Origin of the sequence: Ensifer sp. PDNC004 (genome assembly GCF_016919405.1) — a bacterium.
In the GTDB taxonomy this organism is placed as follows: domain Bacteria; phylum Pseudomonadota; class Alphaproteobacteria; order Rhizobiales; family Rhizobiaceae; genus Ensifer.
Genome location: NZ_CP070353.1, coordinates 2,463,753 through 2,481,833, shown reverse-complemented (window position 1 = coordinate 2,481,833; position 18,081 = coordinate 2,463,753). Strand labels below are relative to the sequence as shown.

Annotated in this window: 13 protein-coding genes; 4 read left to right on the top strand and 9 right to left on the bottom strand. The window is 65.0% G+C overall.

Annotated features, from left to right (window positions below; all coding sequences use genetic code 11):
* The 3 genes from JVX98_RS20280 to JVX98_RS20270 all read right to left on the bottom strand — a co-directional run bounded on the left by JVX98_RS20280 (position 1) and on the right by JVX98_RS20270 (position 4,912).
* Positions 1-2,406, bottom strand: a complete 2,406-nt coding sequence (locus JVX98_RS20280; RefSeq protein WP_205237219.1) for a methyl-accepting chemotaxis protein — start codon at positions 2,404-2,406, stop codon at positions 1-3.
* 360 nt (positions 2,407-2,766) lie between these two features.
* Positions 2,767-3,666, bottom strand: a complete 900-nt coding sequence (locus JVX98_RS20275; RefSeq protein WP_205237218.1) for a ribokinase — start codon at positions 3,664-3,666, stop codon at positions 2,767-2,769.
* A 52-nt stretch (positions 3,667-3,718) separates the two neighbouring features.
* On the bottom strand, positions 3,719-4,912 hold the full coding sequence (locus tag JVX98_RS20270; RefSeq protein WP_205237217.1) for a DNA recombination protein RmuC: 1,194 nt from the start codon (positions 4,910-4,912) through the stop codon (positions 3,719-3,721).
* 151 nt (positions 4,913-5,063) lie between these two features.
* Between JVX98_RS20270 and def the strand changes: the two genes are divergently transcribed.
* The 3 genes from def (at position 5,064) to truA (ending at position 7,429) form a co-directional block, all read left to right on the top strand.
* Positions 5,064-5,588 carry a peptide deformylase gene (gene def, locus JVX98_RS20265; RefSeq protein ID WP_043616874.1) on the top strand — a complete coding sequence of 175 codons (525 nt, stop codon included), beginning with the start codon at positions 5,064-5,066 and terminating at the stop codon, positions 5,586-5,588.
* A 162-nt stretch (positions 5,589-5,750) separates the two neighbouring features.
* Complete coding sequence (fmt, locus tag JVX98_RS20260; RefSeq protein WP_205237216.1) at positions 5,751-6,686, top strand: methionyl-tRNA formyltransferase; 936 nt, start codon at positions 5,751-5,753, stop codon at positions 6,684-6,686.
* Complete coding sequence (gene truA / locus JVX98_RS20255; RefSeq protein WP_034797373.1) at positions 6,686-7,429, top strand: tRNA pseudouridine(38-40) synthase TruA; 744 nt, start codon at positions 6,686-6,688, stop codon at positions 7,427-7,429. Before fmt ends, truA begins: the two co-directional genes overlap by 1 nt.
* Positions 7,430-7,439: 10 nt before the next feature.
* On the opposite strand, the gene JVX98_RS20250 is transcribed toward truA, so the two are convergent.
* The 5 genes from JVX98_RS20250 to JVX98_RS20230 all read right to left on the bottom strand — a co-directional run bounded on the left by JVX98_RS20250 (position 7,440) and on the right by JVX98_RS20230 (position 14,886).
* Positions 7,440-8,039: a hypothetical protein gene (locus JVX98_RS20250; protein WP_205237215.1), complete on the bottom strand. Its 600-nt coding sequence runs from the start codon at positions 8,037-8,039 to the stop codon at positions 7,440-7,442.
* Complete coding sequence (gene dapE / locus JVX98_RS20245) at positions 8,026-9,219, bottom strand: succinyl-diaminopimelate desuccinylase (RefSeq protein WP_205237214.1); 1,194 nt, start codon at positions 9,217-9,219, stop codon at positions 8,026-8,028. The genes JVX98_RS20250 and dapE overlap by 14 nt, the downstream gene beginning before the upstream one ends.
* Positions 9,220-9,465: 246 nt before the next feature.
* Entirely contained in the window at positions 9,466-12,651 is a 3,186-nt protein-coding gene (locus JVX98_RS20240) for an efflux RND transporter permease subunit (protein WP_192447998.1), read from the bottom strand.
* 128 nt (positions 12,652-12,779) lie between these two features.
* On the bottom strand, positions 12,780-13,982 hold the full coding sequence (locus tag JVX98_RS20235; protein WP_205237213.1) for an efflux RND transporter periplasmic adaptor subunit: 1,203 nt from the start codon (positions 13,980-13,982) through the stop codon (positions 12,780-12,782).
* A gap of 79 nt (positions 13,983-14,061) precedes the next feature.
* Complete coding sequence (locus JVX98_RS20230) at positions 14,062-14,886, bottom strand: alpha/beta hydrolase fold domain-containing protein (RefSeq protein ID WP_205237212.1); 825 nt, start codon at positions 14,884-14,886, stop codon at positions 14,062-14,064.
* A 140-nt stretch (positions 14,887-15,026) separates the two neighbouring features.
* On the opposite strand from JVX98_RS20230, the gene JVX98_RS20225 reads away from it, so the two are divergent.
* Positions 15,027-15,938, top strand: coding sequence for a LysR family transcriptional regulator (locus tag JVX98_RS20225; protein ID WP_043616806.1), 912 nt, complete (start codon positions 15,027-15,029; stop codon positions 15,936-15,938).
* A 160-nt stretch (positions 15,939-16,098) separates the two neighbouring features.
* Here the strand turns inward: JVX98_RS20225 and JVX98_RS20220 are convergent, their stop codons facing one another.
* The gene (locus JVX98_RS20220) at positions 16,099-18,069 is read right to left on the bottom strand and encodes a DEAD/DEAH box helicase (RefSeq protein WP_205237211.1); all 1,971 of its coding nucleotides are present in this window, start codon (positions 18,067-18,069) and stop codon (positions 16,099-16,101) included.
* Positions 18,070-18,081: the final 12 nt, after the last annotated feature.

Sequence of the window (18,081 nt, the reverse complement as noted above, 5' to 3'; positions counted from 1 at the left end):
TCAGAACTCTTCCCAGTTGTCCTGGGCAAGCGCGTTGGCGCCGGAGGTCTGGGTAAGCACCCGCTGCGTCGAAGCCGAATAGTTGCTTCGCGCCGGGCTTGCTGCCGGAGCGGGCCGCGCTTCGCGGGCGGGGGCCGGGACCGGAGCCGGGCGTTCAGCCGCGCGCATGCGCTCGGCCGTGCCGCGCAGCATTGCTGCGGAGGACGGCTGGGCCGATGTTGTCGCCTGCGCGACCCGGAAGCGCGCAACGAGCGTGTTGAGCGTGCGCGCTTCCTCGTTGAGCGCCATGCCGGCCGCAGTCGTTTCCTCGACCATGGCGGCGTTCTGCTGGGTCACCTGGTCCATCTGGTTGACGGCCGAGTTGATCTCCTTCAGGCCGACGGCCTGCTCGGAAGCGGAGCTGGAGATCTGGCGGATGAGACCGTTGATCTGCACCACCTGCTCGGCGATCTTTTCGAGCGCACCGCCGGCCTTGCCGACGAGATCGACGCCCTCGCGCACCTGGCCGGCCGAGGTGTTGATCAGGGTCTTGATCTCCTTGGCGGCGTTGGCGGAGCGCTGGGCGAGCTCGCGCACTTCCTGGGCAACGACGGCAAAACCCTTGCCGGCGTCACCGGCACGCGCCGCTTCGACACCGGCGTTCAGTGCCAGAAGGTTGGTCTGGAAGGCGATTTCGTCGATGACGCCGATGATGCGGCTGACCTCGTGCGAGGACTGTTCGATGCCCTTCATCGCGGCGATCGCCTTCTGCACCACTTCGCCCGATTGTCCGGCGTCGCTGCTGGCGACGTCCACCGATTTCGCGGCGACCTTGGCGTTTTCGGCGCTGGCGTTGACCTGCGAGGTCAGCTCGTCGAGGGCTGCTGCGGTTTCTTCCAGGCTTGCAGCCTGCTGCTCGGTGCGGTGCGACAGGTCGTTGGCGGCGCTGCTGATTTCGCTGGTGCCGTTGCCGATGTTGACGACCGAATGGTTGACGGTGCGGATCGTCTCTTCGAGGCTTTCCATCGCCGCGTTGAAGTCGCGCTTAAGCTGGGCGTATTCGCCCGGGAAATCGTCGGTGATGCGGAATGCGAGATCGCCGGACGACAGATGCGAGAGACCCTTGCCGAGGCGGGCGACGATGTCGCGCTGAAGCGCGCTCGATTCGGCACGCTCGGTTTCCGAGCGGCCGCGTTCGCGCTCGGCCTGTTCGCGCTCATGGCGGGCTTCGCCTTCGAGGCGCTTGGTGTCGGCAAGCTGATGGCGGAAGCCTTCGAGCGCCTTGGCGACTTCGCCGGTTTCGTCGGAACGATCCTGGCCGGCGATCGCCTTGGTATAGTCACCGTGGCTGAGGTCGTTCACGTCCTTGACGAGGCTTGCCAGCGGCTTCTGCACGAAACCACGAACCGCGAGATAGAGACCGAGCAGCACAGCGCCGAGCACGACGAGGCCGCCGACGATCATCATGTAGGTCTGATCCTTGACCGGCGCATTGATCGCGGTGCGCGGCACGTCGACGAGCACGACCCAACTGGTGTTCACGCCCGAGAGAGTGAACGGATAGACGAGACGGTCGAAGGGCTCGTTGCCGTCATAGGAGAGGTTGGAGATGATGCCCGGCTTGCCGGAGGCCAGCGCGTTCTTGACGACCTCGTTGCCTTCTCCGTCATACTCCTTGAGCAGAAGGTCCGGGATCGGTGCGACCAGCCATTTGCCGGTCTGCGACAGCAGGTAGACGCGGCCGGTGTCGAAGGGCTTCAGCTTCGAGAGGCCATCGCCGAGCGAAGCGAGCGAAATGTCGACGCCGGTGACGCCGAGAAGTTTGCCGCCGGACATGACCGGATAGGCGATCGAGCTCATTGCGGTCGGTACGTCGGTGTCCTGTGCGGTGTAGGGCTGAGTGATTGCACCCTTGCCGCTTGTTGCAGCGAGTTTGTACCACTCGGCCGCGTAGTCAGCGCCAAAAGTGGAGTACTGGATTTCGTTGGTGCGGCTCTTCGACCAATAGGGCGTGAAGATGCCCTTGTCGTTGCCGCCCAGTTGCTTGTTGTTGACGACGTCTTCCTGGCGACCGTCGAAAGCCTTCGGCTCCTCGGCGAACCAGCTGCCGAAGGCGAACGGGTTCTGCTCGAGGTTTGCCCTGAGGATGTTGATCACCCCGGTGCGCTCCAGCGACTTCTCGGCATGTGCGCGGCCGAGGATGCCCGCCATCGAGCGGGCAGCACTTGCAAGCTCGCCGATGTCGCCGGCAATGTCGGAGGCAATCGCGCGGGCTTCGCCGCCAGCCTGTTCGAGGACCAGCGTTTCGACGCGGTCCTCGGTCTGGGAGATGAGAACGAAATTCGAGGCAAGCAGGACAAGTGCGATCGTGCCGCCTGTCACCGCGATCAGTTTGGTCGCCAGCGATTTGGCTTGGAACTTGAACATGAAATCCTCACGTGCTGGGAGGTTCGCAGGTTTTCACCTGCGGTGGACGCATTTCGCAATGGGGGTGAACTCCATCATGGAGCGTCAGATGCCGACCGGCATGTTGGAGACGACCAGGCGCTTTGGCCGGTTTTCTCACGGTCCTGAATAGACTGGAGATTCTTAAGATAGGGCCAACACGGACGCTGTTTTACGCATCGCTTGGATAAAATTGCGCGCAAAGTTTTACGTCCGCGACATCGGCTGTCCGGATTGCGCGAGCGGTCGTCGGAAGGGGGGAAACGATGCGGGCAAGGGGCCGGGAATAATGAAGACGGGCGAATATCGCCCGTCTCAAGCGTGCGCTTTTAGGTGCGGAATCTAGAGGCGCGATGCCACGTCCGCAGCGAGCGGGATCGAAGGCTGAGCGCCGCTCTTCAGGCAGGCGAGGGAGCCGGCGACTGCTGCGCGGCGCAGAGCGTCGGGGAAGGCGATGCCGGCATCGAGGCTGGCTGCGAGATAACCGCAGAAGGTGTCGCCGGCGCCGACGGTATCGACCGGCTCGATCTTCAGGCCCTTGGCGCGCTGGATCTCGCCCTCATGTACGGCCACCACGCCTTCGGCGCCAAGCGTGACGATGACCGTCTGGCCGGTCTCCGCGTGCAGCGCCTTCATCGCTTCTTCGCGCTCAGTGCTCCCGATACCGCTCTTGCCGGCCAGCAGCTCGAATTCGGTTTCGTTGGCAATGACGATATCGGCCATGCGGCCGAGGCGGGCTGCCTCCGGCGTCAGCGGCGCGATGTTGATGACAGAGCGCACGCCCTTCTGTTTGGCGGCGGTGAGCGCCTTTTCGACCGAGGCGGCCGGAATTTCGAGCTGCAGCATCAAGGTGTCGCCGGGCTTCATGCCATCGACTGCCTTTTCAGCATCGGCCTCATTGACCGTCGCATTGGCGCTGGCGACGACGACGATGACATTTTCGCCGTCACCGCCGACGAGGATATGCGCGGTGCCGGTCGGTTCGCTGACTGTCTTGGTCAGCGACAGGTCGGCGCCGGCACCCTTCAGCAGTTCGAGCGCGCCGTCGGCAAAGCTGTCCTTGCCTACCGCGCCTGCCATCTGCACCGTGGCGCCGGCGCGCCGTGCGGCCAGCGCCTGGTTTGCGCCCTTGCCGCCGGCGGCGGTCGAGAAGCCGGTGCCGGCGACGGTTTCGCCGGGCTTCGGAAGGCGTGCGGTGGTGGCGATCAGATCCATGTTGATGGACCCAAAAACAGTAATCATGTGTAGGTATCCTGTCGGCTTTGCGAATTGGGCCGGAGAGTGCCCGACAGCCTCAGTCCTCGTCAACCACCCGCAGGCGCAATTGCCCGACGCGATTGTCGACCGGGGCACGTGGTTCACCAGCGTCCCGTGTGCCGCCTTCCGCTTGCAATTCGAGGGCCTCTATCTTGGCGCCGCGGCGGGTCAGCTTGCTGGAGGAAACGAGGATGTCCTCGACATCCTTCTGGCTCATGGCGAAATGGCCCTGCAGCTTGCGCACACGCTCGTCGAGACGGCCAAGGTCCTCCATCAGCCGCGCGACTTCGCCCTGGATCAGGTGCGCCTGCTCGCGCATGCGCGCATCCTTGAGGATAGCCTGGATCACCTGGATCGACAAAAGGAGCAGAGAGGGCGAGACGATGACGATCCGCTGGCGGTGTGCCTTCTGCACGATCGCTTCGAAATGCTCGTGGATCTCCGCAAAGATCGATTCCGAGGGGACGAAGAGAAAGGCGGTGTCCTGCGTTTCACCCGGGATCAGATATTTGCCGGCGATATCGCGCACATGCGTTTCCATGTCGCGGCGAAAGAGTTGGGCGATCTGCTGGCGGCGTTCCGGGGTCGGCGCGTCACGCATTGCGTTCCAGGCTTCGAGCGGAAATTTTGCGTCGATGACCAGGGGCGGCTGGCCGTTCGGCATGCGGATGGTGCAGTCGGGCCGCACCCCGTTCGACAGCGTCGCCTGGAATTCGAAGGCGCCCATCGGCAGCCCGTCGGCGATGATCGCTTCCATGCGCGACTGGCCGAAGGCGCCGCGCGTCTGCTTGTTCGAGAGGATCGCCTGAAGCCCGGCCATATCTTTGGCGAGCGATTGGATGTTGTTCTGGGCCGTGTCGATGACCGCGAGGCGCTCCTGCAGCCGGCGCAGGTTTTCATGCGTCGCCTTGGTCTGCTCGCTGATCGAGGTACCGATGCGGTGGGTCATGCCGTCGATGCGCTGGCTGAGCGTCTGGTTGAGCTCCGCCTGCCGGGCACCGAACACCTCGGCCATCGCCGCGACCCGCCCCTGCATCTCCGTCTGGGCGGCCAGCAGCATTGCCATCTGTTCCTGCCGCTCGTCGTCGCGGGGATTGCGTCGGCGCGACAACGCTATCAGACCGGCAACGACGACCACAAGGCCGGCGGCAAGCACGAGATGGCCCAGGGTGATTGGCAGAGTGCCGATGAAAAACAGCGGCTGGGCGAAGGGAAGGGGCGCAGGTTCCATGCGCCGAGCCTAACAGATTCTCTCGCGAAGTGTAGATCAAAACAAGAACAGAAGCGCGTCGAGGTTAATGCCCGGCCAGGGGCGAACGGGTGCCGCAGGTGGCAAGGCAATTTCCTTGCGCGTCGATGGAAAGATCGGCTATGGGAGCATCATGACCATCAAGCCGCTCATCATCCTTCCCGATCCTGTGCTTCGCCAGGTTTCCACGCCGATCGAAACCGTCGACGCGGACGTCCGCCGCCTGGCCGACGACATGCTCGAAACCATGTATGATGCCCCCGGCATCGGCCTTGCCGCGATCCAGATCGGTGTCGCCAGGCGCATGCTGGTGCTCGACGTTTCGAAAGAAGGCGACGAGAAGACGCCGCTTGTCTTCATCAACCCCGAGATCGTCGCTTCGTCCGACACCTATTCGGTCTACGAGGAAGGCTGCCTGTCGATCCCGGATTATTACGCCGAGGTAGAGCGCCCCGCTGTCATCACCGTCAAGCATCTGGACCGCGACGGCAAGGAACAGACGATCGAGGCCGATGGCCTGCTCGCCACCTGCCTGCAGCATGAGATCGACCACCTGAACGGCGTGCTGTTCATCGACCATATCTCCAAGCTCAAGCGCGACATGGTGATCCGTAAGTTTACCAAGGCCGCCAAGACGCGCGGCGCCAAGGCGATCTGAGCCTTCGATCGCGGACGATCGCGCGAAAGCTTGAAGGCGGGAACCCTTTGAACATTCCAGGAAGTGCGTGAAACGGCTTTCCTGAAATTGTCCTGTTTTAGAGAATGAGATCATTTCGCCGTTTCCCCGCATGAAGTGATCTGAGAGGACGGAGTTACCGCCTTGTCGCTTCGCATCATCTTCATGGGCACGCCGGAATTTTCGGTGCCGACACTGGCGGCACTTGCCGAGGCCGGCCATCAGATCGTCGCCGCCTACACCCAGCCGCCGCGGCCGGGCGGCCGTCGCGGGCTCGACCTGCAGAAGTCGCCGGTGCACCAGGCGGCCGAGTTGCTCGGCATTCCGGTGCTGACGCCGGTCAACTTCAAGGACGAGGCGGACCGCCAGACCTTCCGTGATTTCGACGCCGACGTCGCCGTCGTCGTCGCCTATGGGCTGCTGCTGCCCGAGGCCATTCTCGCCGGCACCAAGCTCGGCTGCTACAACGGCCACGCCTCGCTGCTGCCGCGCTGGCGCGGGGCAGCGCCCATCCAGCGCGCGATCATGGCTGGCGACCATGAGACCGGCATGATGGTGATGAAGATGGAAAAGGGGCTCGATACCGGCCCGGTGGCGCTTACCAAGACGGTCCAGATCGGCGAGACGATGACGGGGGGCGAATTGCACGACCGACTGATGCAGGTCGGCGCCAGCCTGATGCGGGAAGCGATGGCGAAACTCGAGGCCGGCGATCTGCCGCTCACGGTCCAGGCGGAGGACGGTGTCGTCTACGCCCAGAAGATCAGCAAGAACGAAACCCGCATCGATTTCGCCCGTCCCGCCCGCGCGGTGCACGACCACATCCGCGGCCTGTCGCCGTTCCCGGGCGCCTGGTTCGAGCTTGAGATCGCCGGCAAGCCGGAACGCATCAAGGTGTTGAACTCGCAGCCCGCTTCCGGCGCGGGCGAGGCCGGCACGGTGCTCGACGATAATCTGACGATTGCCTGCGCCGAGGGCGCCGTTCGGCTCACCCGATTGCAGCGCGCCGGCGGCAAGGCGTTGGACGCGGCCGATTTCCTGCGCGGAACGCCGGTGGCGCCCGGCACGAGGGTCGGCTGATGCCGCGGTTCAAGCTGACCGTCGAATATGACGGCTCGGACTATGTCGGCTGGCAGCGGCAGGACAACGGAGAGTCCGTGCAAGGGGCGATCGAAAAGGCGATCCTGTCGCTGACCGGCGAGACCGTATCGATCCGCGGCGCCGGCCGTACCGATTCCGGCGTGCATGCCAGCGGCCAGGTCATGCATGCGGACCTTACGCGTCCGTGGAAGCCCTATACGCTGCGCAACGCGCTGAACGCCCATCTGGGGCTTGCGGGCGAGCGGGTGGCGATCCTCGAGGCCGAGGAAGTGTCCGAGGAATTCGACGCGCGCTTCTCGGCGCTGCGCCGGCATTATCTCTACCGCATCATCTCACGGCCGGCACCGCTGGCGCTTGAAGCCCGGCGCGCCTGGTGGGTTCCGAAGCCGCTCGACCATGAAGCGATGCACGCGGGCGCCCAGCGCCTCGTCGGCCATCACGACTTCACCACCTTCCGCTCCGCCCATTGCCAGGCGGCAAGTCCGGTGCGCACGCTCGATCGGCTGGACGTCGCGCTTGTCGCCGGCGTCATCGAGATCCGCGCGACGGCGCAGAGTTTCCTGCACAACCAGATCCGCTCCTTCGCCGGCTCGTTGAAGCTGGTGGGCGAGGGCAAATGGACGCCTGACGATCTGCAGGCAGCGCTTGAAGCCCGCAACCGCAAGGCCTGCGGCCCCGTCGCCCCGCCCGATGGGCTTTATTTCCTTCAGGTGGACTACTGATCCCGACGTCTTAGCTCGTCGGGATCAGGCCGAAGAAGCGCTGCAGGAGATCGCCGATCATCATCGACGGCAGCAGGAAGAGCGCGGTCAGCGCCGAAGCAAGCAGCGTCTGGTTGCCGGTCACCATCCGCAACAGCCGGAAGAGCACCGCAACGCTGATGACGAGCAGCGTCAGCCAGATGAAGCTCGTCAGCCCCTGGCTCCCGGGAATGACGACGCGGATCGCTGCCGGTAGCGCCATGGCGTAGGAGAGCGGCACCGAGAGCCAGTTGGTGGTGACGACGATCGGTACCACCGCTCCGGCAAAGCCGAGCGGTCGCGAGAGAATGGCGATCAGCACCAGCGGCAAGAGCCAGCTGACAAGATCGACGACGAGCAGCTTGAAGATGAAGCCGATGCCGATCGTGGTGCCGTCAGGCATGACCGAGAGGTAATAGAGCCGCCAGGACGCCCAGGTGACGGCGATCGCTGGCAGGCACCAGAGCATGGACGTGAACGAGCGCCAGAGGCCGCTCTCGCTGAAATCGAACCAGCGGAAGCCTTCTTCGTTACCCTGCGCCAGGAGCCAGAGCCCCCGGATATAGGCAAGCACCTCATCAAGCAGAGGCATGGCCGAACCAGCTGAAGATGAAGGTTTCATAGATGTTGGTCAGCGTCTCGAGGTCGGCGACGGCGACCCGTTCGTCGACCATGTGCATGGTCTGGCCGACGAGACCGAATTCGACCACCGGGCAGTAGTCCTTGATGAAGCGCGCATCCGAGGTGCCGCCGGTTGTCGACAGCTTCGGCTGACGCCCGGTGACGGCCTCAACCGCGCCGGAGAGCGACGAGATCAGCGCATTGTTGCGCGTGAGGAACACGTGGCTCGGGCGCTCGGCCCAGACGATTTCGTAGCGGACGGGCGCGCGGTCCGGACGCAGGCTGCCGCTTGCCGCGGCACGGTCGAGCCGGGAGATGATCTCCGCCATCAGGCTTTCCGCCGTCCAGGTATCGTTGAAGCGGATGTTGAAGGCAGCCGTCGCCTTGGCCGGAATGACGTTGACGGCGCCGTTGCCGACATCGATCGTCGTCACTTCCAGATTGGAGGGCTGGAAGCTCTCGGTGCCGTTGTCGAAGGGCGGGTCCATCAGCGCCTGCGTCAGCTGCAGTATGCCGCGCACGGGGCTGTCGGCAAGGTGCGGATAGGCCGCGTGGCCCTGCACGCCGTGAACGGTGATGCGCCCGGAAAGCGAGCCGCGCCGGCCGATCTTGATCATGTCGCCAAGCTGATCCGGGTTGGTCGGCTCGCCGACGAGGCACGCATCCCAGCGCTCGCCCTTGTCGGCCGCCCATTGCAGGAGCTTGGTGGTGCCGTTGATCGCCGGTCCCTCTTCGTCGCCGGTGATGAGGAAGGAGACCGAGCCTTTCGGGGCGCCATGCTTTTCGACATGGCGGGCGATTGCCGCGACGAAGCACGCGATGCCGCCCTTCATGTCGACCGCGCCGCGGCCATACATCTCGCCGCCGGCAATGTCGGCAGAAAACGGTCCGTGGCTCCAGGCCGCCTCGTCGCCGACGGGAACGACATCCGTATGGCCGGCGAACATCAGATGCGGGCCTTCGGTTCCGAGCCGCGCGTAGAGGTTTTCGATATCGGGCGTGCCGGCCTCCTTGGCCATCACGCGGTCGACCGCGAAACCGAGCGGCTTCAGCATGGCTTCGAGCGCGGAAAGCGCGCCGCCTTCGGCCGGGGTGACCGAGGGGCAACGGATGAGGGTAGCGAGATTGGCGATCGGATCGGTGGAGGTCATTTAGCGTTATGCCGTCTGCATGGCCATGAGAGGCCTTGGGAATGGAGGTGCTGGTTTATCCGATCGCCAGCAAACTGTCACGCAAGATGGCGACCTGTTGCGCGAGATGGGCGACTGACCCGCGGGACGGGGAGCCGTGACTTCGGACGCAAAACGGCGCTGCGCCTGGGCGGAGGCGCAGCGCCGCAGCTTCGACGGGCCGGAGTGATCCGGCCCGCCTGAAGATCGCGAAGGGTAGGAGAAGTCTTATTCTCCGGGCGCCAGATGCGGCGCTTCGATTTGGGCTCCCGTGTGCTTCAGCGGTCGCTCGCCGGCGAGCTTGCGGATCAGCACGTAGAACACCGGCGTCATGAAGATGCCGAAGGCGGTGACGCCGATCATGCCGGCAAAGACCGCGACACCCATGGCCGAGCGCATTTCCGCGCCGGCGCCGGTGGATATCACCAGGGGAACAACGCCCATGATGAAGGCCATGGAGGTCATCAGGATCGGCCGCAGGCGGAGCCGGCTTGCCTCGATCGCCGCCTTGACCGGCGTGCTGCCCGACAGTTCCAGTTCGCGGGCGAACTCGACGATCAGGATGGCGTTCTTCGCCGATAGCCCGACCAGGACGATCAGACCGATCTGGGTGAAGACGTTGTTGTCGCCTCCGGTCAGCCAGACGCCCACCAGCGCCGCCATGATGCCCATCGGCACGATCAGGATGATCGCGATCGGCAGAGTCAGGCTTTCATACTGGGCAGCCAGCACGAGGTAGACGAGCAGCAGCGCCAGCGGGAAGACCAGGATGCCGGAGTTGCCGGCAAGGATCTGCTGGTAGGTCAGGTCCGTCCATTCGTAGCCGATGCCCGGCGGCAGGGTTTCAGCAGCGATGCGCTCGATGGCAGCCTGCGCCTGGCCGGACGAGAAGCCCGGTGCCGGGCCGCCGTTGATGTCGGCCGACAGGAAGCCGTTGTAGCGGATTGCCCGTTCGGCACCCACCGTCTGCTCGACCTTCAGAAGCGCCGACAGCGGGATCATCTCGCCGGACTGCGAACGCACCTTCAGCTTGCCGATGTCGTCGGCATGGCTGCGGTAGTTGGCATCCGCCTGGATGCGCACGCTGTAGGTGCGGCCGAAGGCGTTGAAGTCGTTGACGTAGAGCGAGCCGAGGTAGATCTGCAGCGTCTCGAAGACGTCGGTGACGGCCACGCCGAGCTGGCGCGCCTTCACGCGGTCAAGGTCGGCATAGAGTTGCGGCACGTTGATCTGGTAGCTCGAATAGAGCCCGGCCAATTCCGGTGCCTGGTAGGCCTTGGCGAGGAAGGCCTTGGCCGCCTCGTCGAGCGCCTGGTAGCCGAGGCCGTTCTTGTCCTCGAGCTGCAGCTTGAAGCCGCCTGTAGTGCCGAGACCCTGGACGGGCGGCGGCGGGAACATGGCGATGAAGGCATCCTGGATGACGCCGAATTCCTGGTTGAGCTGCATGGCGATCGCGCCGCCCGACAGCTCGGGCGTCTTGCGTTCCTCGAAAGGCTTGAGGGCGACGAAGACGATGCCGGAGTTCGACGAGTTGGTGAAGCCGTTGATCGACAGGCCAGGGAAGGCGATGGCGTTTTCGACGCCCGGATGCTTGAGCGCGATTTCGCTCATGCGCTTGATTACGTCTTCCGAGCGGTCGAGCGTGGCTGCGTCCGGAAGCTGGGCAAAGCCGATCAGGTACTGCTTGTCCTGCGCCGGCACGAAGCCGCCGGGGACCGCGCGGAACAGCGTGAAGGTGACGCCGAGAAGCACCACATAGACGACCATGATCAGCGACTTGCGGGTCAGGATCCGCCCGACGCCGCGGCCATAGGCTTCCGAGCTTGCACCGAAGAAGCGGTTGAAGCCACGGAAGAACCAGCCGAAGAGCCTGTCCATCACCCGCGTCAGCCAGTCCTTTGGCGCGTGGTGGTCCTTCAAGAGAAGGGCGGCCAGTGCCGGGGAAAGCGTCAACGAATTGAGCGCCGAAATGACGGTCGAGATGGCGATCGTCAGCGCGAACTGGCGGTAGAACTGGCCGGTGAGGCCGGTGATGAAGGCAAGCGGCACGAACACGGCGACAAGCACCAGCGCGATCGCGATGATCGGGCCCGAGACTTCCTGCATGGCGCGATAGGTCGCCTGGACCGGCGACAGGCCCTGCTCGATGTTGCGTTCGACGTTCTCCACCACGACGATCGCGTCGTCGACGACGATGCCGATCGCGAGCACCAGGCCGAAGAGACTGAGCGCGTTGATCGAGAAGCCGAAGACGTACATGACCGCGAAGGTGCCGACGATCGAGACCGGCACGGCGACGAGCGGGATGATCGAGGCGCGCCAGGTCTGCAGGAAGATGATGACGACGAGCACGACGAGCGCGATCGCTTCGAGCAGCGTGTCGACGACCGATTCGATCGAGGCGCGCACGAACTGCGTGGTGTCGTAGACGATGCCGTAGTCGACGCCCGCAGGCATGGTGAGCTTCATCTCGGCCATCGCCTCGCGGACGTCGTCGGAAATCTGGATCGCGTTCGATCCAGGCGCCTGGAAGACGGCCATGCCGACGGCCGGCTTGTTGTCGAGCAACGAACGCAGCGAATAGTCGGAGGCACCCATTTCGACGCGGGCGACGTCACCGAGGCGGGTCACTTCGCCCTGGGCGCCGGACTTGACGACGATGTTCTCGAAATCCTCGGGCGTCTGCAGGCGCCCTTGCGCGTTGACGGAAAGCTGCAGGTCGAGACCGGGGACGGACGGCGAGGCGCCGATAACGCCGGCTGCCGCCTGAACGTTCTGGCCGCGCACTGCATTGGCGATATCGCCGGCGGCCAAGCCGCGCTCGGCTGCCTTCTGCGGGTCGATCCAGATGCGCATCGAATAGTCGCCGCCGCCGAAGATCTGCACCTGGCCGACACCTTCGATGCGTGCCAGCCGATCCTTGACGTTGAGCACACCGTAGTTGCGCAGGTAGTTGATGTCGTACTGGCCGTTGGGCGAAAGCAGGTGCACGACCATGGTCAGGTCGGGCGAGCTCTTGACCGTGGTGACGCCGAGGCGGCGTACTTCCTCAGGCAGCCGCGGCTCGGCCTGCGAGACGCGGTTCTGCACGAGCTGTTGCGCCTGGTCCGGGTCTGTGCCGAGGGCGAAGGTGACGGTCAGCGTCATCAGGCCGTCGGCGGTTGCCTGGCTCTGCATGTAGAGCATGTCTTCGACGCCGTTGATCTGCTCTTCAAGCGGTGTCGCCACCGTTTCGGCGATGACCGCCGGGTTGGCGCCCGGATATTGCGCGCGCACGACGATCTGCGGCGGGACGACTTCGGGATATTCGGAGATCGGCAGACCGGTCATGCCGATCAGGCCGGCCACGAAGATCAGGACCGACAAGACGCCCGCGAAGACCGGGCGGTCGACGAAGAAGCGTGAGAAGTTCATGGTATCCCCCTTGGGATGCGTTCGGGCAGACCTCCGGCGGGCGCGGCGAAAAAGCTCGCCGCGCAGCCATGTCTGCAGAGTGATGCTTAGGCAGGAGCCTCTTCACACCGGGCGAAGAGGCGCCGGGATTACTTGGCGATCGAAGCGGTCGTTTCCTCGACCTGCTGCGGTGCCACGAGGACGCCCGGGCGAACCCGCTGCAGGCCGTTGACGACGATGTTCTCGCCGGACTTCAGGCCGCTTTCGACGATGCGCAGGCCGTCGGAATTCGGCCCCAGCTTCACCTGGCGATACTCGACCTTGTTGTCGGTGCCGACGACGAAGACGAACTTCTTGTCCTGGTCGGAGCCGATGGCGCGGTCGCTGATCACAAGCTTTTCCTCGGGGTCCGGCTCGCCGATGCGGATGCGGACGAACTGTCCGGGGATCAGCCGGCCGTCGGCGTTTTCAAGCGCCGCGCGCACGCGGATCGTGCCGGTTGCCGCATCCACCTCGTTGTTGATGAGCTGGATATGGCCCAAGATCGGCGTGCCGTCGTCGGCGGCGGTGCCGACCTGGACCGGCAGGCGCTCGATCGCGTTGCCGCCGGCCGACGCCGCGAGCCGGGCAAGAGCGGTGGTGACCACTTCTTCGCTGGCGTTGAAGCTCGCATAGATCGGATCGACGGAGACGAGCGTCGTCAGCACCGGCGAAGCCGAGCCGGCAGCAACGAGGTTGCCGGCGGTGACGTCGAGCCGGCCGACGCGGCCGGAGATCGGCGCACGGACCTCGGTGTATTGCAGGTCGAGTTCGGCCGTGCGCAGCGCCGCCTTGGCCGAGCGCACCTCGGCCTGGGCTTCGTCATAGGCGCTGGCGCGCTGGTCGACGCTGCTCTGCGGCACGGCGCTGGTGGTCACCAGCTTGCGGCCGCGCTCGAGTTCGATCTTGGCGAGCGACACACGCGCTTCGGCAGCCTCGACCTGGGCCTTCGCCCGCTCGACGGCGGCGGCATAGGGCTCGGGATCGATCGTCACCAGCAGGTCACCCTGCTTGACCAGCGCGCCTTCGCGGAAGTGCGCCTTGAGGATGGCGCCGCCGACGCGCGGGCGAACTTCGACGCGCTCGATCGCTTCCAGACGCCCGGAGAATTCCTCCCAGGTGGTGATGCGCTTGGACTGCGCCCGCGCCACCGAGACCGGCACGGCCGGGGGTGCAGCGGCGGACGCATCGGTCGCGGCGTCGGCCTCGAAATGCTGCGGCAGGCCGAACATGACGGCAGCGCCGCCGCCGACAGACAAAAGGATACTCAGGCCGGCGCCCCAGAGGGCCCGGCGGGTCACTGTCGATGTCATCTTTTCTCTCCTTGCCGGTTGGGAGCCGGCGCTTTGCGTTCGATGCCAGATCGGGGAATGAGCCTCGGAGCGGCCCCGCCTAACGCACCGTCATTTCCGCCGGCTTTGCCCCCGCCTTCTGGAAGAAGCGGGCGAAGATGCCGGTAATTTCTTTCTGCTGTGCCGACCAGCTTTCGCCGGTATCCGCGTTCTGCGGCAACCATCCGGCGCGTCCCGGCAGCACGTGGGACTCCACCGCCACGCCCGCCTTGCGCAGGCGCTCGGCGTAGGCTTGAGCCTCGTCTCGCATCGGACACTGCTCGCTGGTCACGATCAGCGAAGGCACGAGGCCGGCAAGCCGCGTACAGTGAGCCGGCGCGGCGTAAGGGTGGGTGAAGCCACCGTTCTGGCCGAGATAACGCTGCCAGCCGTCGGCGATCGATTGCGCCGAGGACTGGGGACAATATTGCCGGAACGATGCCGTTGCCAGACACGGATCCAGCATCGGCGACAGCAGGATCTGGCCCTTGAGATCGGTCAGATACTGGTCTCGCGCCATCAGCGCGGCCCCGGCGGCGACATTGCCGCCAGCCTCTTCGCCGGCCACGAACAGCGACGACTTCTTGTGTGCGAACTGGGGGCAGCGCGCGCGCATCGACGACAGCATGGCATAGGCGACGTCGAGCGCCGCGGGAAAGGGATTGAGGCAGGCCGCGGAATATTCCGGAGAGATCACCACCGCTCCGGCTGCCGCGAGTGCCTCGGCGACGCGCTCGCCGGCGGCGATCGTTCCGCCGACGAAGGAGCCGCCATGCAGGTGCAGCACGATCGGCGGCGGATTGAGCAGGGTCTCGCCGCGGTAGACGCGTGCCGTGCACGAGCCTTGGCCCGTCTGCATCGTCTCCACTTTGAACTGTTCGCCCATCTCTCTTGCCTTCGGCCCGAGCCAAACCCACATGTGGCGACATAACGCCACGATGGGAGAATAGCATTGTCTTCTGTCTGGAATAGTCTTTTCAATCTGATTACACTATTCGTATTCTCGAACAATTACGGCTCTTGAAAATGGACCAGCTCACGGCCATGCGCGCGTTTCTCCGGGTCGTCGAAACCGGAAATTTCACCCGCGCTTCCGCTTCGCTGAATATGCCCAAGGCGACATTGACCAATCTTATCCAGGGATTGGAGGCGCATCTGCGCACAAAACTTCTGAACCGCACCACCCGCCGGGTGCTGGTGACGCCCGATGGCGCGCTCTACTACGAACGCGCTGCCCGCCTTTTGACCGACCTCGACGAACTCGACGGCAGTCTTTCGAGCGCCCAGACCCTGCCGAAGGGACGGCTCAGGGTGGAGATGGCCAGCGCGATCGCCAACCTGATCGTCATTCCGGCCCTGCCGGAGTTCCACAAGCGCTACCCCGACATCCAGATCGATCTTGGGGTCTCCGACCGGACGGTCGACTATGTGGCGGAGAATGTCGACTGCGCCATTCGTGTCGGCGCGCTCACCGACCAGTCCTTGATCGCGCGCCGCATCACCGAGATGAGTTTCGTCGCCTGCGCAGCCCCCGACTATCTCTCGCGCCACGCGGTCCCGCAGCACCCCTCTGATCTCTCGAAGAACTGCTATGTCGTCGGCTATTTCCGGCCGCAGACCGGGCAGCAGTTGCCGTTCTATTTCAAGCGCGGCAACGAGGAGATCGAGGTGAACGGTCGCTACGCCGTGGCGGCGAACGAGGCCACCACCTATCTTGCGGCGGCGCGCGCCGGCCTCGGCGTCATCCAGGCGCCGCGTTTCATGGTGCGGGACGACCTCGAGACCGGTGCCATGCGGCCGGTGCTGGAGGATTGGGAGGTCGAGCCCATGCCGATCTATCTCGTCTATCCGCCGAACCGGCACCTCAGCAGCCGCCTGCGTGTCTTCGCCGATTGGGTGGTCAAGATCGTCGCCCAGTCGCAACTCGACGCCGCCTGACCATCACGCGCGCTGGCTCGATGCCGTGCATGATCCGCGTTGTGCTGAGCGTCGTGCGCTGGTGCCGAGACGCCTTTCCCGGTCTTCGGCGTAATAAAAAAGGCGCCGCGATCCGATCGCAGCGCCTTCTTGATTGGCTTTGGAGTTGCCGTCGCCGGGCTCAGCCCTGGCGGTTCTTGGCATTGCCCTTGGGCTTGGTCTTGGGCTTGAAGCCACCGTCCTTGCCCGCGTCCGGCTTGCCCTTCTTCTTGTTGGCCCAGGGCTTGTCGGCGGCCTTTGCCGGCGGCCGGTCCTCGGTATAGGCCGGCCCTTCGGAATAACCGGGCTTCTTGTCGAACTTGCGCTTCGGCTTGAAGTCGCCGCGGTCGTCGCCACGGGCCGTGTCGTCAGAATAGGGGCGCTTCTTGCCGAAGCCCGCCTTGTCCTTGGAGAAATTCGGCTTGTCCCTGGAGAAGCTCGGCTTTTCCTGCCGTTGCTGCGAGAGATCCGGCGCGCCGGCGAGCGGCTTCACGCGGATGCCTTTTTCCAGCATCTTGTCCTTGCCGATCGCCGACAGGAACCGTTCGGCACCCTCGGCGGTCATTTCGACGAAGGTTTCTTCCTGCTGCATGCGGATCGCACCGATGTCGCGCTTGGTCAGCTTGCCGTGACGGCAGAGCATCGGGATCAGCCAGCGCGGCTCGGCACTCTGCTTGCGGCCGACGGACAGCGAGAACCAGCTGCCGTCGCTGAAATCCGCGCGCTCGGCGCCGAAATCCTCGCGCGGTCCACGATCTTCGCGCGGCGCGCGTTCGTCGCGGCGCGGCTTGGCGCCGACGGCGACCTCGATCAGGTCTTCCGGAGCCGACCGGCCTGAACGGAACTGGCGTACGAAGGCGGCGGCCATCTGCTCGGCGCCGTGGCGCTCGAGCAGCGCTGCGACGATCGCCTGCTCGTCTTCGCGGATCGGCTCGGCAAAGCTCGTATCGGCGAGCAGCCGCTCGTCGTCACGTTGGCTGACCTCGTCGGCCGATGGCGGGCGCGCCCAGGTCGCGGTGATCCGGCCGCCGTCGAGCAGGCGCTCGGCCTTGCGGCGCTGGTTGACCGGAACGATCAGGGCGCTGACGCCCTTCTGGCCGGCGCGGCCGGTGCGGCCGCTGCGGTGAAGCAGCGTCTCGGAGTTGGTGGGCAGGTCGGCGTGAATGACCAGTTCCAGGCCCGGAAGGTCGATGCCGCGGGCAGCGACGTCGGTGGCGATGCAGACGCGGGCGCGGCCGTCGCGCATGGCCTGCAGCGCATGGGTGCGTTCGTTCTGGCTGAGCTCGCCCGAAAGCGCCACCACCGAGAAGCCGCGATTGTTGAAGCGGGCGGTCAGATGGTTGACGGCGGCACGCGTCGAACAGAAGACGATGGCGTTGCGGGCTTCGTAGTAGCGCAGCACGTTGATGATCGCGTTTTCGCGGTCGTTCGGCGCAACCGTCAGCGCACGGTATTCGATGTCGACATGCTGCTTCTGTTCGGAAGCGGTGCTGATGCGCACGGCGTCGCGCTGGTAGTTCTTGGCAAGCGTCGCGATCGACTTCGGCACGGTCGCCGAGAACATCAGCGTGCGACGATCATCCGGAGACTCTTCGAGAATGAATTCGAGGTCTTCGCGGAAGCCGAGGTCGAGCATCTCGTCGGCTTCGTCGAGCACGATGGCGCGCAGCGCGGAGATGTCGAGCGAGTTGCGGCGGATGTGGTCGCAAAGGCGACCGGGCGTGCCGACGACGATGTGGGCGCCGCGCTCCAGGGTGCGCTTCTCGGTGCGCATGTCCATGCCGCCGACGCACGAAGCGATCGTCGCGCCGGTCTCACCGTAGAGCCATTCAAGCTCGCGCTTGACCTGCAGCGCCAGTTCGCGCGTCGGTGCAATTGCGAGCGCCAGGGGGGCACCCGCATGCCCGAAGCGGCGTTCGTCGCCAAGCAGCGTCGGCGCCAGCGCCAGGCCGAAGGCGACGGTCTTGCCGGAGCCGGTCTGCGCCGAAACCAGGGCGTCGCGGCCGGCGAGTTCCGGATCGCGCATCGCCTGTTGAACCGGCGTCAATTCGTTGTAACCGCGTTTTGCCAACGCCTCGGCGATCGCAGGCGCGATCCCTTCGAATTCAGTCATATCTTGTCTTTC